This window comes from Pantoea sp. USHLN256, assembly GCF_037149875.1.
GTDB lineage: Bacteria > Pseudomonadota > Gammaproteobacteria > Enterobacterales > Enterobacteriaceae > Pantoea > Pantoea nemavictus.
Map to the genome: position 1 here is coordinate 247,424 of NZ_JBBCQO010000003.1, position 14,341 is coordinate 261,764.

Consider the following 14,341-nt stretch of genomic DNA (forward strand, 5'->3'; position numbering starts at 1 on the left):
ATTATTTTATTCCGCTCTCGACAATCTTGTTATCAGCACGTTATGTTCTTGGTGCGGTCACCTCATGTGACCCACGTCGCTCGGACGGTCCGGGCGCTTACGTAATCCAGAGGACATCATGGCTGATAACAGCACACCCCGTCGTTTCTCGCGTATTGAACGCCTTCCCCCGTATGTTTTTAACATTACCGCTGAATTGAAGATGGCTGCGCGTCGGCGCGGCGAAGACATCATCGATTTTTCGATGGGAAATCCAGATGGCCCCACGCCGCCGCACATCGTAGAAAAACTCTGCCAGGTGGCGCAGCGCGAAGACACGCACGGTTACTCAACCTCGAAAGGCATTCCCCGTTTGCGTCGCGCTATTTCACGCTGGTACGCAGATCGTTATCAGGTGGAGATCGATCCGGAATCGGAAGCGATCGTCACTATTGGTTCCAAAGAGGGTTTGGCGCACTTAATGCTGGCCACGCTCGATCACGGCGACACCGTGCTGGTGCCTAATCCAAGCTACCCCATTCACATTTACGGCGCGGTGATTGCCGGGGCGCAGGTGCGTTCGGTACCGCTGGTGGCGGGCGTGGATTTCTTCAACGAACTGGAACGCGCGATCCGTGAAAGCTATCCGAAGCCGAAAATGATTATCCTCGGCTTCCCGTCAAACCCTACGGCACAATGCGTTGAGCTGGACTTTTTCGAGCGCGTGATTGCGCTGGCGAAGCAGTACAACGTGCTGGTAATCCACGATCTCGCCTACGCTGACATTACCTATGACGGCTGGAAAGCACCGTCAATTATGCAGGTGCCGGGCGCGCGCGATGTGGCGGTTGAATTCTTTACCCTGTCGAAAAGCTACAACATGGCGGGCTGGCGCATCGGCTTTATGGTGGGCAACAAAGAGCTGGTGGCCGCGCTGGCGCGCATCAAGAGCTACCACGATTACGGTACCTTCACCCCGCTGCAGGTGGCGGCGATTGCCGCGCTGGAAGGCGATCAACAGTGCGTGCGCGATATCGCTGAGCAGTATAAACGTCGTCGCAACGTGCTGGTGAAAGGCCTGCACGAAGCGGGCTGGATGGTCGATTTGCCGAAGGCATCGATGTACGTCTGGGCGAAAATTCCCGATCACTACGCGCATCTCGGCTCGCTGGAGTTCGCCAAGCTACTGCTGCAGGAAGCCAAAGTGTGCGTCTCGCCGGGCATTGGTTTTGGTGATTACGGTGATACCCATGTGCGCTTTGCGCTGATTGAAAATAGCGATCGTATTCGTCAGGCGGTGCGGGGGATTAAAGCGATGTTCCGTGCCGATGGTATCTTGCCGGGAACGGTTAAGGCGCTGGAAGAAGAGGAGTAAGGATTAAGTGGGGCGACAAACGGTCGCCCCGCCTGGCGATTCTACAGCATCAGTACGAAGGTACCGACCCAAAGCAACAGGAAGAAAGAAATTCCCATCAAGGCGTATCTCACAAAACAACTCCTCTGAGCGGTTACCCGGCGGGCGATCCCAAACCCGCGTAACCCGAACAGAATAAGAGAAAGGTGGAGTTCATCATCGCTACACGCTTTCTTCTCAGGTCGCTCCAGGCAAGCCCAGAACAGGATCGAGCGCTAATTTACGCGGATTTGTCTCAAAAATAAATAGGTCACAACTGAGATGTTGCTCACATTTTCAGCGGGTCTCAATTTCCGGTATCGCCGACATGCCTACCCGCAGTTTTGCCAGATCCGGCTGGTTGGCATCCAGCACAATTTTCACCGGTAAACGCTGTACTACTTTGGTGTAATTGCCGGTGGCGTTGTCCGGTGAAATAGCGGAGAACGTCGCGCCGGTGGCTGGCGCAATGCTGTCAACGCGACCGGTAAACACCTTGCCCGGCAACGCATCTACCTTCACGCTGACTCTCTGCCCTTGCTGCACATCTGCCAGCTGCGTTTCCAGATAGTTAGCGGTGATATAGGTTTGCTGCAGTGGCACCACCGCCAGCAAACGTGTGCCGGCACTGACGTAGGCACCAAGGCGCACCGAACGCTGACCGACCATGCCATCGACCGGCGCCACGATGCGCGTATAGGAAAGATTAAGCTGCGCCTGGTCGACGCTGGCCTGCACGGCGGCCACATCGGCAGCGGCCTGACGCACAGCAGCCTGTAATACGCCAACTTGCTTGATCGCCGCAGCCAGCGCCGCTTCGCTTTGACGCACGGTGGCCGAAGCCGAACGCTGCGTCGAGCTGGCTTTTTGCTGATCGTCTGCCGCAATGGTGCCATTTTTATACAGCTGGTTGTAACGTGCGGCACTTTGCCCGGCGTACTGCGCGGAAGCCTGGTTTGCCGCCACGGTCGCTTTCGCCTGGTCAATGGTGGATTGTTGCTGTTCCAACTGCGCCTGGCTGCTCAGGCGTTTGGCTTCGCTGACCTGCAAATTGGCCTGCGCGGTTTCCAGCGCAACGCGGTAATCGCGGTCGTCGAGCGTCGCCAGCAGTTCTCCGGCCTTAACGCGCTGGTTATCCTGCACCTTGACGCTGGCGATATAACCGGAAACTTTCGGCGCCACCAGCGTGTAATCGGCATTCACATAAGCATCGGTGGTGCGGCCATCGTTGCCGGTCATGGTGGACCAGACAAAAAAGGCTATCGCCAGCAATACCAGTAATAGGGCACTCAGCAGCACCGTTCTTTTCATAGCAGAAGCTTGCATATCAATTATCTCGACGTCGTCGTAACAGGTTGAATCAGAGTTTGTGGCGGCCACACGCGTTTCGGCAGCCAGGCGGTTAACAGTAAAAGCAGGGCGGCGAACGCCATCAGCATCTGATAGCAATCACTCAGGCTCAGCACCATTGCCTGATGTTTCAATAAGGTGGCAAAGCCGCTGAGGTTTTCCGTGCTGCTGGCGCTGCCATCGGGCAGCAATGGCAAACTGCTGCTGGACTGGGCGCTGTTGGGAGCCGTCATCAACCACGAACGGCTGGCCGCGTTATCGACCAGCACGTTGGAGTGAAATTTTTCTCGGTGGCTAATAAACCACTCCACCAGCGTGCTGGCGGTGATGCTGGAGAAGCCGCGCACGGTGTTAAACATCGCTGAAGCGAACGGCCCTTCCGGCGGTGCGACCACGCTGGTGGCGCTCATCAATACCGGCAAAATCACCATCGGCTGGCCGAAAGCCTGCAGGATTTGCATCAGCCAGAAATTCTGGCGCGCCCAATCGGTGGTGATATGCATGCCCATCAGGCAGGACGTTACCAGCAGCGCGACGCCCGCCGTCAACATCCAGCGGCAATCGACCCAACGAATATTCAGCAGTGCGGCGATAAGAGGTGCGATCAATAACTGCGGTAAGCCGACGGTTAACGCCAGCGGCGCGAATTGCAGGGTGCGAAAGCCCTGCACCTGCGCCAGATAGGCCGACGGCAGCGCCGAACCCGACAGCGACAGAATCAACACGCCCGCCAGCACCAGTAATCCATGCGCCAGGTTGCGCCTGCTTAGCATCTGCAATTTGAACAGCGGCAGCGGGTGAAACCATTCATTAATAAAGAACACAGTCAGCAACGCCAGCGCGCTGAATAATAGGCCGGCAAATAACGGTGATTCGAGCCAGTCGAGCCGCTCGCCCTGGGTTAGCGCCAGAATTAACAGCGCCATACCGGAGCATCCTGTGAGCATGCCAAATAGGTCTATCTGCTTAAATCGTTCGAGGCGCAGCGGGTCCTGCGGCAAGCCCCAGCTAATCAGCAGCATGGCAATCAACATGGCGGGAACCACTTGCCAGAATACAAACAGCCAGCTGACATCGTCGGTCCAGAATGCCGCCAGTGAAGCGGCCATATTCGGGCCAAAGGTGGCGGTCAGCGCATAGCCCGCCAGGCCGTACAATTTGATCGGCGGTGGCAGAAAGCGCAGCGCGACGGTCATCAGCATTGGCGGCAGCGCACCGCCAAACACGCCCTGCAGCACGCGCAGGGCGATAAACAAGGTGGCGTTTGGCATCAGCGGTAACAGCAGGCCGCTCAGCATAAAGCCCGCAGAGACGCAGAGCGCAAAACGGCGCAGGGAAAAGGTGACGGCGAACCACGGCGCAATCATCATTGCCGCCACTTCAGCGGCCTGATAGGCGGAAATGATCCAGCTGCCTTGATCGTAACTGATGCCGATGGCGGCGCGGATATCCGCTAACGCAATGTCGGTGACGCGATCGTTTAATCCCGACGTGAGCGCGGCAATCAGCACGCCAACCAGTCCCAACGCCAGGCGCAGAGTAAACGGGTGGGGCGCCGGGGCCGCAGTGGGCTGGGCGTTCATAGCAAGCTTCTCGTTATATGGTTGATGCAGTGTATTGCAATGTGATACAGGTGGCATATTACATATCGATATGCTGTATTGCAATGTGATACAGGGTGTAAAAGTGCGATCATTCGCGCTAAAGTAGGGCAGGCCAAAAAGGAACGCATCATGGTTGAACTCCCCTCAAGCCGTGAGGATGAAAAAGCGGGTGGCATTCAGGTCATCGCGCGTGCGGCAAAAATTCTGAATGCGTTGGGTGAACATCCCGGCGGCATGAGTTTGGGTGAAATTGCGCAGGTGGTGGATCTGCCACGATCCACGGTGCAGCGTATTGTCGCCGCGTTGGACAATGCGCAACTGGTACGCAGCAGCGGGGCAGGCGGTTTACGCCTTGGTCCGGCGTTGCTTAAGCTGATCTCCAGCGTGCACAGCGATGTGGTGGAGATCGTGCGTCCCTTCCTCGAGCAGCTCTCTGCAGAGATCAATGAAACGGTGTCGCTGTCGCGTGCCAGTGGAACGCAGCTCGCCATCGTGCATTATGTGGTGGCATCGCGCGAACTGCGCGTGGTGCCGCGCATCGGATTAAATCTGCCGCTTTACAGCACGTCTGGCGGCCGCGCGCTGCTGGCGCTGGAGAGCGATGAAGATGTGCGCGTGATGGTAGGCGAAGCCTATAAAGAGTTGACCGAGATGACGGTGAAAACGCTGCCACAATTACTGGAATTGATCGCTGAGGTTCGCGTCAGCGGATTGGCAATCGATCGCGGTGAAACGCTGGAGGGCATTTCGACCATGGCGGTGGCCATCGATACGCTATTTGGCCGCTTCTCCATCTCGTTACTGGTGCCGACGGCGCGTTTTCATAAGCAGGAAACGCACTATCGTGAGCAAATCATCAAATGCAAAGACGCATTGATTCGTGAAATTGGCAAAATGACCGCTGTGGAAGGATAACAACTAATGAAAACCTTGCTGATGGCCATCGATAACTCCCCGGTGGCGGAAAAAGTGATTGCGCTAACCATTGAACAAGCGCTGGCGCATCAGGCGCAGGTTACGGTGCTGTGCTGCGTCGATCCGGCTTATTCCTCCTGCAATCAACCGATTGAAATTGATGCGGGTGAAGATCCCGATGATTTTGTCGCGGCCAAAGATGAGCAGAACACCGCGGAAATGGTGGTGCGTCATGCGCTGGCGCCGCTGCTGCGCGCTGGCGTGGCTGCGAAAGGATTGATTCTGGCAGGTGAAGCGGCGGAAACCATTGTCGCGCAATCCACTCAGCTGCAGGTCAGTATGATCATCATGGGGCGCCGTCATTTGTCGCCGTTTAACCGACTGTTAAAAGGGTCGGTCAGTGCTGCGGTCATTGAACGTGCTAACTGCCCCGTTTTGATTGATGTACGTAAGGATTAGTCGCGTTCGATGCTCTCGCTTGTTCCCATTACGCTAGCGGCGTTTGCGCTGCTGGCGCTGCTTATTATTCTGCTGCTGCGCACCACTTCTCTGCGACTTTGGCAAGGCGTGCTGCTGTTTCTGCTGCCGCTGATGGTGGCCAATCTGCTGTGGTTCAGCTGGCTGCATCCGCGTCAGGAGCGGCAGGCGCTGGCGGCGGAAGTCTCAACCCAGCTTAGCCTTGCGCCAGGGTATCGCTTGCTGAAGATTCAGGAGCCTGCGCTATGGCAGCTGTTAAATCGCGAACTGCTGCATAAGCGGCTGGAAGGGATGCCGGCCGACCAGGCGCTGGGCGACATGCGTGGCTGGTTGATGGATTTGATCAATCAACGCTTAACGCGTGCCACCGATGAGGCGATCCTCAACTATGTGCGCGTGTCGGTACAGGAAATGCAGGCGCTGCAGCAGCAGGAGCCGCAGCGCTGCTTTCGTTTTCTCTATCCGCAGGTGAATGGCGGCATCAATCTGCAACAGGTGTTGTCACCTGAGTTAAATCAGCGTGATGCTCAAGTGCTTGAAGCCTTGCTTCAGCAGAGTACCGGAAATGAGCAGCCACTGGATCACGCGGCAGCGCAGCGTGATTTGCAAAGCGTAGTGGAAAAACTGTATGGAAAGTGGGGCGATCGGCTGCAACAGCTGAATATGCCCGCGGATACCGCCGTCGATCGCGGCGCGATGTGCGCCATGTCGATTGATCTCTACAACGGTATTCTCGCATTGCCTGACAAACAAGCGGCCAATCTTTTACGTAAGATGGTCAGCCTCACCGGTTAGCGGGCAAAAAAAAGCCCGCTCAGCGCGGGCATGAAGGTCACTATCAATATGTTTTTATGTAATTCACCTGGTGTGGTGCAGACTTCGTTTTGTCTGAAAGCATCATGTCATTGATGGTTTGATAAGAGAAGCCGTTTGGTTTTATCGATTTAATCGGCAAAAACTTGCTTAAAGCAGACATTTCGCGCTTTATTCTTATAGAAGAGCGCTGCGTTGCCATTTAAACTGCGACGCTGAAGAGGACACCCTAATGAATAAAATGCTTATTAGCGCAGTCGCGCTTTTTATGCTGGCCGGTTGTAGCGTCAGTAAACCCGGGGGATTTGAACGCGTCGATGAAGACACCAGTTCAAATACCGTGCAGTACCGTTACGATCCACAAACGCTCAATAAAGATGCGTTGGATATCGACCTGGCGAATTATTGTAGTCAGCGTGGGTTCGATAAGGTGGAATCATTGCCGTCGCAAAACAGTAATTTACCTGGTTTAAAGAAAGCCTGGTATCAATGTAATTACGCGGTAAAAAGCTAAAAAAAATAGGGCGGGATATATTCCCGCCCTTTTTGTATTTTCTTATTATGTGCTGTGTGTGTTCTTTGCCCAACTATCTGCGGTGTCCATAACCGCCATGCCCATGGTGCCAACCTCCTCCACCATGATGGCCCCAACCTGGGCCGCCTCCACGATGATGATCGATAATACAGCCACTCAACATCGTCATAATGGCGACAACCGATGCGACCTTAATAAGCTTCTTCATGGAGAGTCCTCCTCTGTTCCAATACAGCCAGATTACAGGGGAATAGTGGAGTGAAGATGCAGGAAATGTAGATTTATTACTGGATGTATTACGGAGTATTTCAATTAAATGCTAAAAAAATCGGCGAGTAAAATAAGCCAATCAGAATAAGCTGAATGCCTGATTATAATAACGCGAATACTCTGAAAGACAAGGCTTGATAATAGTGGTTCTCAATTAAATACCTTTTATGGAGGAATTGTGTAGAGAGGATGCCGCAAATAAATGCGGCATCCAGAGAGGTCAATTATGCAGTAAAGGTTCTGCTACGTTTTGACGATTTGGCAGACGGATGCTGAGCGACAGCACCAGCGAGATCACCAGCAAGGTCATAATCAGGCTGAAGGTGACGGTAAAGCCACCAAAGGCTGAGGCAACCAATGAACCCAATACGCTACCAATCCCGAAGCCAAGATAAATCAGGCCGTAATTCTTGGTGAGATTGTTCAGACCAAAGAAATCACTCACCAGCGATGGGAACACGGTAATCGTACCGCCAAAGCTGAAGGCAACGCAGGCCAGGGACAGGAAGAAGGTGGATTCACTCATATGGGTAAAGAGCAGAATGCTCATGCCGGCCAGCGAGACAATCTGCGCCAGGGTGATGACACGAATACGCGCCATTTTATCCGACAGTACACCGAGAATGAGGCGGCCACTGAGATTGGCAATCGCAATTACCGTAACTGCATTCGCTGCCGTTTGCGCACTAAGATGAACCATGCCTTCGCCGATATCTTTTGCCACACCAATGACATACAAGCCGCTCATGCAAGCGGTCAGAAACATCAGCGCCAGCATCCAGTACTGCGGCAAACGTACCGATTGCGCTAACGTGTAATCCTTCGCCTCCAACTGGCTATTACCACTGCTCTTTTGCATCGGGGCATCACGCATCAGCAAAGCGCCGAGAATGATCATGCTCATCGCCAGCACGCCCCAAATCATGAAGGTATTCTCCAGACCTTGCGCGCTTAGCAGTGCACCACAGATAAATTTAAAACCAAGACTGCCCAAACCGTAAGCGCCAATGGAACAGGCGGAAATTAATCCTTTGCGCTCCGGGAACCACTTCACACAGTTGGAGAGCGTCATTAGATAACCGGCTCCATCCGCAAGGCCGACTAAAATACCGGCGCTGAGGTAAAGCATCATCAGATTATCGGCATGAGCGGTTAGCCAGAATCCCACTGCCATTAAAATGCCCGCGCCGATGGTCACGTTGCGCACGCCAAAGCGCTCCTGCAGTTTTCCGGCTAGCGATGAAGCGATCGCCAGGCCCAGGCTGAGTAAACCGAACGAGAATGCCACCTCGCTGATTGGCGCATCCAGCTTATTGGCCAGCGGGCCATTAAACAGGCTCCAGGTATAAACCGAGCCCAAAGCAAACTGCGTAATAATGGTGCCGATAAGCGTCAGCGTGCGGGTACGTTGATAATTCGCGGTCAAAGCTGTTTTCATTTTTTATCTCTCATGCGAGAAAGCGGAATATGTGGAGATAATAAGCGCCTCGCGCACGGGCGAGTGAAGTGCGGGCGTGAAAGCACCGGATGACGGAATGAAATGCAGCGAAGCGGGTATGAATGACATAACGATGACAACGCGGGATTTCAGCATAAGCGTAGCGGTTACTGCGGGTAACCTTGTGTAACCAGGTGTATCTATGGCGCCTTTATGCCTGCAAAGCTCGGGATGTTTGCCAGGCTTAGAGTTCATTCAAGAGGAGGAAATATGAAAGACCGAGCATATGAATCCGCGTCAAGCGAGGATGAGGTTTGCTGCATTATCGGTCAGGCGGTGATCGAGTTAAGTGATGAGCATCAACCAGTGAATAAATCCACATTGTCGCTGAAATTACTGGCAATGGCCGACCGCGACAAAGATGATGAACGCGTCCTGCTTTACTGGATTGCCAGAAAAGCCATAACTAAACCTCACCAGCTCAATATCGGCGTTCAGGGCTGGCGCTAGAGGAACAAAAGAGCGGGCGCAATGCCCGCTCTCGTTATGTCAGGCGGTGCGCAAGCGTCCCAGAGTCGGCCAGCGTACAAACATCACCATATTCCCCGCCAGTATCATTACCAATCCCACAATCGCATTGCTGTGCCAGTGATAACCCTCATAAAGCGTTGAGAGCGTTAGCGCCACCAGCGGGAACAGCAAGGTGCTGTAAGCGGCCTGGCTAGCACCAATCCGACCCACCAGCGTGAAGTAAGCACCAAATCCCAGCACCGATCCAAAAATCGCCAAATAACTCATGGCACCCAACCAATGGACATTTAGCACGGGCGCAAGTGAATCGCCGTTTAGCAAAGCCAGCGCGGCCATGATGATGGCGCCATAAAACATGGCATAGCTGTTGGTGGTCAGCACATCACGTTGACGTCGCTGATGGCGTAAAGAGATCATATTGCCGAACGAGAAACCTAAAGTGCCGAGCGCGCTCAGGCCAACGCCCCATAATAATTGCGGCGCCGGATGTGCCGCCTGAATATCATTCCAGAACAGCGCGACGATGCCGCCAAGGCCCAGTACCGCAGCGGGCAGCAGGCGAAATGACGGTCGTTGGCGGAAGAAAATCCAGCTGTTCAGCGCGTTGTAGAGCACGGCCATGGAAAAAATGACCGACTCCAATCCACTGCTGATCCAGGCGGCGGCGTGATAGAAGCAGACGAAGTTGAAGCCAAATACGCAGCAGCCTTGAAGCAAACAGAATAGATGATCGCGTTTGTCCAGCGTTCTCAGGCGACGCAGCAGTTTAAGGAGCGCCAGCATCACCAGCGAAGCCAGTAAAAAGCGCCAAAATACCGCCACCAGCACCGGCGTCTCAGCGGCTTCCTGCTGCAGGAAAATGGCGATCCAGGTGGTGCCCCAAATCATGACCACGGCAAGGTACAACATCACATTCATAACGCGATCTCCAACAGAATCCGGCTCGCAGTGTGGCGTGAAAAGCACAGCGCAACTTGCACGCTTTTGCGCGGCAATTGCAAAATCTTGCGCTTTTTCTCCTCGCGTCCTGCTGTGACCTGTTTTCTGTCCGCCGAGATCCGTACACTGTGCGCTAATGAACTGCGAGTGATAGCTACCATGGCCGATTACCAGACCTTCAACATGCTACAACGCCACAAAGCGCAATTGCGCGACAGCGTGCAGCTGTCGGGCGGCATTAAGCTGGCGGCTTGGTTTAACAGCGGCGATCGCGTCACCAATCTTAGCAATCATCACACGCTTAGCCTGTATACCGCTGACGGCTACGAAACCTGGCATAAAACCCAGCATGGCTGGCGCAACGGCGGCGGGCCGGATCGCTTTTGCCTAATGCCCAGCGGCGTGGAATCGGTGTGGGATATTCGCGCTGATTTGTCGTTTGTGCATCTCTATTGCACCGACGAACATCTGCGCCATCTTGGCGAACAGATCTGGGATCGCAGCCCGTCGCAGCTCAATCTGCATGAAAAGATCTTTGCCGCGGACGATCGCATTACGCAGCTTTATCGCCATTTCCTGCTCAGCACCGATTGGCAACAGCCAGCCAACCAACTGATGCTCAGTAGCGCATCAACCTTATTGATGACGCATCTTTTGCAGCGTTATAGCGACGTGCAATGGCATGCGCCACAAGTACGCGGCGGACTGGCACCGGCGGTTTTGCGACGAGTCATGGCCTATATTGATGCGCAGTTAGATCAACCGTTAACGCTGGCACATTTAGCTGGCGAAGCGGCGTTGAGCGAATATCATTTTGCACGCATGTTCCGAAGCAGTGTCGGGGAAGCCCCGCATCAATATGTGATGCGCCGCCGCATGGACGCCGCATTACAGTTACTGAAATTCAGCTCTTTACCGCTAACCGAAATCGCATTGCGCTGCGGTTTTCACTCCTCCAGCCACTTCAGCAACCGCTTCCGTCAATTGCATGGCGTCACGCCTTCCACATGGCGGCAAGACCTGAAAAAATAACGAGTTGACCCTAAAGCGCTGTAATCCACTGCAAGCAAGCCAATTCTTTTCTGAACTTATCTCTCATAAAACCATTTTCGCCACTCTGCAACGTGAAATATTCAATGGTTTTGGAGTAGGATGTCTGGCAAGAAGATCATGCATTGCATTGATTAACTTGGAATATTAGAGGAAAGCGTAATTATGGAAAATCGCGTTTCAAAGCTGGAAGCTGACATCGACAACATCAAAACTAATATGTCGTCGATGAAAGTGGATATTGCAGTCATTAAATCTAATTACGCCACCAAAAGCGATCTTCATCAGGAGGTTGGCAAGATTCATCAGGAGATCGGAAAAATTCATCAGGAGCTGAGCAAACAGACCAAATGGATTGTGGCGGGCATGATGAGTACCGCTGGTATGACGCTTGCTTTGGCAAGATGGCTATTTTAAGCGGGATAATGATTAAAATCTGGTGTCCCCTGCAGGAATCGAACCTGCAACTAGCCCTTAGGAGGGGCTCGTTATATCCATTTAACTAAGGAGACGCCGGGCGCGCAGTATAGCGCACCGCGCGCCTGATTTTAACTATGCCGAGCTTGTTTGCTTAATCTATCAGCAATTTAAGACCAAACTCACGCCTGTTTTTGCTTCTCTTTACGCTTCTGCTCCGCTCGTGCTTTGGCTTTCGCCGCTTCGCTCATGTCATTACGAATCTGTGCATGGCTGATCAGCGCAAAAATCAGCGTACCGCCGGTGATATTGCCGAGCAGCGTTGGCAGAGCAAATGGCCAGAAGAATTCATACCACGGCAGCGTTCCGGCAAACACCAGATACAGCACTTCCACTGAACCCACCACGATATGCGCCAAATCGCCTAACGCCACCAGCCAGGTCATCATCACGATCACCACAATTTTCGCCGCGCCGGCATACGGGAACATCCACACCATGGTGGCGATAATCCAGCCGGAGATCACTGCATTAGCAAACATTTCGCTCGGTGGATTAACCATCACTTTTTCGCTGATGGCGGTAAAAGCCTGACGGGTAGCATCGTCAAATATCGGCATATGATTGAAGGCCAATGCGCCGAGCGCAGTACCAATCAGATTGCCGAGCAGCACCACACACCATAAACGCAACAGCAGTGCAAAATTGCTGCCAGTAGGTTTGTGCATCACCGGCAAAACGGCGGTGACGGTATTCTCGGTAAACAGCTGCTGGCGCGCCATAATCACAATGACAAAACCAAAGGTATAACCCAGGTTCTCCAATAAAAACGCGCCGGGCACGCCTTTTAAATGGACCTGAAAAATGCCTTTCGCCATCAGCGAGGCGCTCATCGATAGTCCCGCCGCCACCGCAGACCAAAGCAGTGCCATGCCATCGCGCTCTAACTCCTTTTCACCGTCGTGGCGAATCTCCTCATGAATCGCCGCCGCCTGCGAGGGCAGGGCATCTTCATCGACTTCAATCTCCTTGCCCTGATCTTTTTCGTCGCTCTCTACATCGTTGTCACTGTTTGAAATCGATGGTGAATGTTTCATGTTTTCCCCTGGTGATAATGCCAATGCGTAATAAGCGTAGCCGGTTTTATCAAGGGCGATTTGTTACGAAGATTCAAATTAAGAGTAACGAAGTTTTAACGAAGGTGGTTTTTTGAGCGATTTATTGATCTGATGCGCACGAATACCCCATTTGGGGTAAGTGGGAGCCAGCTCACAGACTTCGGCCCACAGATTCAATGTGGTATTATCGCCGCCTCATTCATTGCTGTGATTCTCCCTTCTATGCTCGAAGTCATTAATCTTTCATGTGTTCGTGATGAGCGAACGCTTTTTCATGGATTGAGCTTCCGTGTGCAACCGGGTGACATTGTGCAAATCGAAGGGCCGAACGGGGCTGGAAAGACCTCGTTACTGCGCCTGCTGGCCGGATTAAGCCGCGCAGAAGAGGGCGAAGTTTTGTGGCAGGCACGGCCAATTCGGCAACAGCGTGAAAGATGGCAACAAAATCTGCTCTATCTCGGTCATCACCCGGGAGTGAAATCAGTACTCTCTCCGCTGGAGAATCTGCGCTTCTGGCATGGTAGCAGCGATGAAAACGCGATTTTCGACGCCCTTGAGCAGGTGGATTTACTGGGTTTTGAAGAGGTGCCGGTGGCGCAACTTTCCGCCGGACAGCAGCGGCGCGTGGCACTGGCGCGACTGTGGCTCAGCCCGGTGTCTGTGTGGATCCTCGACGAGCCGTTGACCGCCATTGATAAAGGCGGCGTAGAAAAATTAATGGCGCGATTCGCCGCTCATGCCGATAACGGTGGAGCGGTGATTCTGACTACGCATCAGGATCTGCCCGCAAGCCACGCTCGGGTGCGTAAAATTCGACTTACTGCGGAGTGGGCTTGATGCTTGGCCGGGTTATTCAGCGTGAATTAAAAATCGCTTTTCGCAGTGGCGCAGAAGTGATCAATCCGCTGTGGTTTTTCCTGATTGTTATCACACTGTTTCCGTTAGGTATCGGGCCGGAACCGCAACAGCTGGCGCGCATTGCGCCGGGCATCGCGTGGGTTGCCGCGCTATTGGCCTCCTTGCTGGCGCTGGAACGGCTGTTTCGTGATGATTTTCTTGATGGTTCGCTTGAGCAACTACTTCTGTTGCCGACGCCGCTACCGGTCACCGTGCTGGGCAAAGTGATTGCTCACTGGCTGATTACCGGTCTGCCGTTGATTTTATTATCACCGCTGGCTGCATTACTGCTGTCGCTCAATTTTGCCGGCTGGCGCGCCATGGCGCTGACGCTATTACTCGGTACGCCAACGCTGAGTTTCCTTGGTGCAATCGGCACCGGATTGACCGTTGGGCTGCGCCGCGGCGGTGTACTACTCAGTTTGCTGGTGTTGCCCTTATCGATACCGGTTTTAATTTTTGCCAGCGCTGCGATTGATGCCGCCGGCATGGGATTGCCGATTGGTGGTTATCTGGCGATTCTGGGCGCGATGCTGGCGCTAAGCGCCACGCTAGCGCCCTTTGCGACGGCGGCGGCCTTGCGTATTAGTCTGCATTAATTCGTGTCGCCCCAGA

Annotated in this window: 16 protein-coding genes and 1 tRNA gene; 10 read left to right on the plus strand and 7 right to left on the minus strand. The window is 53.7% G+C overall.

Annotated elements, in window-relative coordinates; all coding sequences use genetic code 11:
* Positions 1-118 precede the first annotated feature (118 nt).
* Complete coding sequence (alaC, locus tag WFL93_RS10425; RefSeq protein ID WP_336778064.1) at positions 119-1,354, plus strand: alanine transaminase; 1,236 nt, start codon at positions 119-121, stop codon at positions 1,352-1,354.
* Positions 1,355-1,395: 41 nt separating this feature from the next.
* Here the strand turns inward: alaC and ypdK are convergent, their stop codons facing one another.
* The 3 genes from ypdK to WFL93_RS10440 form a co-directional block, all read right to left on the minus strand.
* Positions 1,396-1,467 (minus strand): membrane protein YpdK, encoded by a 72-nt coding sequence (ypdK, locus tag WFL93_RS10430; RefSeq protein ID WP_099686956.1) that lies wholly within the window; start codon positions 1,465-1,467, stop codon positions 1,396-1,398.
* Between the two features lie 202 nt (positions 1,468-1,669).
* The gene (locus tag WFL93_RS10435) at positions 1,670-2,698 is read right to left on the minus strand and encodes an HlyD family secretion protein (RefSeq protein WP_336778065.1); all 1,029 of its coding nucleotides are present in this window, start codon (positions 2,696-2,698) and stop codon (positions 1,670-1,672) included.
* Between the two features lie 5 nt (positions 2,699-2,703).
* Positions 2,704-4,305 carry an MFS transporter gene (locus WFL93_RS10440; RefSeq protein ID WP_336778066.1) on the minus strand — a complete coding sequence of 534 codons (1,602 nt, stop codon included), beginning with the start codon at positions 4,303-4,305 and terminating at the stop codon, positions 2,704-2,706.
* A 150-nt stretch (positions 4,306-4,455) separates the two neighbouring features.
* Here WFL93_RS10440 and WFL93_RS10445 point away from each other — a divergent pair, with 150 nt between their 5' ends.
* The 4 genes from WFL93_RS10445 (at position 4,456) to WFL93_RS10460 (ending at position 7,045) form a co-directional block, all read left to right on the plus strand.
* The gene (locus tag WFL93_RS10445) at positions 4,456-5,241 is read left to right on the plus strand and encodes an IclR family transcriptional regulator (protein WP_007889135.1); all 786 of its coding nucleotides are present in this window, start codon (positions 4,456-4,458) and stop codon (positions 5,239-5,241) included.
* A gap of 6 nt (positions 5,242-5,247) precedes the next feature.
* Positions 5,248-5,700, plus strand: coding sequence for a universal stress protein (locus WFL93_RS10450; protein ID WP_007889137.1), 453 nt, complete (start codon positions 5,248-5,250; stop codon positions 5,698-5,700).
* Positions 5,701-5,709: 9 nt separating this feature from the next.
* The gene (locus WFL93_RS10455) at positions 5,710-6,513 is read left to right on the plus strand and encodes a hypothetical protein (RefSeq protein ID WP_336778067.1); all 804 of its coding nucleotides are present in this window, start codon (positions 5,710-5,712) and stop codon (positions 6,511-6,513) included.
* A gap of 250 nt (positions 6,514-6,763) precedes the next feature.
* Positions 6,764-7,045 carry a membrane lipoprotein lipid attachment site-containing protein gene (locus WFL93_RS10460; protein ID WP_049852924.1) on the plus strand — a complete coding sequence of 94 codons (282 nt, stop codon included), beginning with the start codon at positions 6,764-6,766 and terminating at the stop codon, positions 7,043-7,045.
* Positions 7,046-7,556: 511 nt separating this feature from the next.
* On the opposite strand, the gene WFL93_RS10465 is transcribed toward WFL93_RS10460, so the two are convergent.
* Positions 7,557-8,774: an L-lactate MFS transporter gene (locus WFL93_RS10465; protein WP_049852923.1), complete on the minus strand. Its 1,218-nt coding sequence runs from the start codon at positions 8,772-8,774 to the stop codon at positions 7,557-7,559.
* Positions 8,775-9,044: 270 nt separating this feature from the next.
* Here WFL93_RS10465 and WFL93_RS10470 point away from each other — a divergent pair, with 270 nt between their 5' ends.
* Positions 9,045-9,284, plus strand: coding sequence for a hypothetical protein (locus WFL93_RS10470; RefSeq protein WP_007889156.1), 240 nt, complete (start codon positions 9,045-9,047; stop codon positions 9,282-9,284).
* Between the two features lie 39 nt (positions 9,285-9,323).
* Here the strand turns inward: WFL93_RS10470 and WFL93_RS10475 are convergent, their stop codons facing one another.
* The gene (locus WFL93_RS10475; protein WP_336778068.1) at positions 9,324-10,223 is read right to left on the minus strand and encodes a DMT family transporter; all 900 of its coding nucleotides are present in this window, start codon (positions 10,221-10,223) and stop codon (positions 9,324-9,326) included.
* A 180-nt stretch (positions 10,224-10,403) separates the two neighbouring features.
* Between WFL93_RS10475 and WFL93_RS10480 the strand changes: the two genes are divergently transcribed.
* Positions 10,404-11,276 carry an AraC family transcriptional regulator gene (locus WFL93_RS10480; RefSeq protein WP_336778175.1) on the plus strand — a complete coding sequence of 291 codons (873 nt, stop codon included), beginning with the start codon at positions 10,404-10,406 and terminating at the stop codon, positions 11,274-11,276.
* Between the two features lie 183 nt (positions 11,277-11,459).
* Positions 11,460-11,711 (plus strand): hypothetical protein, encoded by a 252-nt coding sequence (locus tag WFL93_RS10485; RefSeq protein WP_336778069.1) that lies wholly within the window; start codon positions 11,460-11,462, stop codon positions 11,709-11,711.
* Between the two features lie 20 nt (positions 11,712-11,731).
* Here the strand turns inward: WFL93_RS10485 and WFL93_RS10490 are convergent.
* Together WFL93_RS10490 and WFL93_RS10495 are read right to left on the minus strand one after the other, a co-directional pair.
* Positions 11,732-11,806 (minus strand) — tRNA-Arg (locus WFL93_RS10490).
* Positions 11,807-11,893: 87 nt separating this feature from the next.
* Positions 11,894-12,808: a formate/nitrite transporter family protein gene (locus WFL93_RS10495; protein ID WP_007889169.1), complete on the minus strand. Its 915-nt coding sequence runs from the start codon at positions 12,806-12,808 to the stop codon at positions 11,894-11,896.
* Positions 12,809-13,051: 243 nt separating this feature from the next.
* Here WFL93_RS10495 and ccmA point away from each other — a divergent pair, with 243 nt between their 5' ends.
* A complete protein-coding gene (ccmA, locus tag WFL93_RS10500; protein WP_336778070.1) occupies positions 13,052-13,666 on the plus strand; it encodes a cytochrome c biogenesis heme-transporting ATPase CcmA in 615 nt (204 codons plus the stop codon).
* Positions 13,666-14,325 carry a heme exporter protein CcmB gene (gene ccmB, locus WFL93_RS10505; protein ID WP_336778071.1) on the plus strand — a complete coding sequence of 220 codons (660 nt, stop codon included), beginning with the start codon at positions 13,666-13,668 and terminating at the stop codon, positions 14,323-14,325. The genes ccmA and ccmB overlap by 1 nt, the downstream gene beginning before the upstream one ends.
* Positions 14,326-14,341 lie beyond the last annotated feature (16 nt).

Coding starts and splice junctions, on each gene's coding strand:
- ccmA (WP_336778070.1), top strand. CDS start 13,052: ATGCTCGAAGTCATTAATCTTTCATGTGTTCGTGATGAGCGAACGCTT.
- WFL93_RS10465 (WP_049852923.1), bottom strand. CDS start 8,774: ATGAAAACAGCTTTGACCGCGAATTATCAACGTACCCGCACGCTGACG.
- WFL93_RS10450 (WP_007889137.1), top strand. CDS start 5,248: ATGAAAACCTTGCTGATGGCCATCGATAACTCCCCGGTGGCGGAAAAA.
- WFL93_RS10445 (WP_007889135.1), top strand. CDS start 4,456: ATGGTTGAACTCCCCTCAAGCCGTGAGGATGAAAAAGCGGGTGGCATT.
- WFL93_RS10470 (WP_007889156.1), top strand. CDS start 9,045: ATGAAAGACCGAGCATATGAATCCGCGTCAAGCGAGGATGAGGTTTGC.
- WFL93_RS10435 (WP_336778065.1), bottom strand. CDS start 2,698: ATGCAAGCTTCTGCTATGAAAAGAACGGTGCTGCTGAGTGCCCTATTA.
- WFL93_RS10460 (WP_049852924.1), top strand. CDS start 6,764: ATGAATAAAATGCTTATTAGCGCAGTCGCGCTTTTTATGCTGGCCGGT.
- WFL93_RS10475 (WP_336778068.1), bottom strand. CDS start 10,223: ATGAATGTGATGTTGTACCTTGCCGTGGTCATGATTTGGGGCACCACC.
- WFL93_RS10495 (WP_007889169.1), bottom strand. CDS start 12,808: ATGAAACATTCACCATCGATTTCAAACAGTGACAACGATGTAGAGAGC.
- WFL93_RS10455 (WP_336778067.1), top strand. CDS start 5,710: ATGCTCTCGCTTGTTCCCATTACGCTAGCGGCGTTTGCGCTGCTGGCG.
- alaC (WP_336778064.1), top strand. CDS start 119: ATGGCTGATAACAGCACACCCCGTCGTTTCTCGCGTATTGAACGCCTT.
- WFL93_RS10480 (WP_336778175.1), top strand. CDS start 10,404: ATGGCCGATTACCAGACCTTCAACATGCTACAACGCCACAAAGCGCAA.
- WFL93_RS10440 (WP_336778066.1), bottom strand. CDS start 4,305: ATGAACGCCCAGCCCACTGCGGCCCCGGCGCCCCACCCGTTTACTCTG.
- WFL93_RS10485 (WP_336778069.1), top strand. CDS start 11,460: ATGGAAAATCGCGTTTCAAAGCTGGAAGCTGACATCGACAACATCAAA.
- ccmB (WP_336778071.1), top strand. CDS start 13,666: ATGCTTGGCCGGGTTATTCAGCGTGAATTAAAAATCGCTTTTCGCAGT.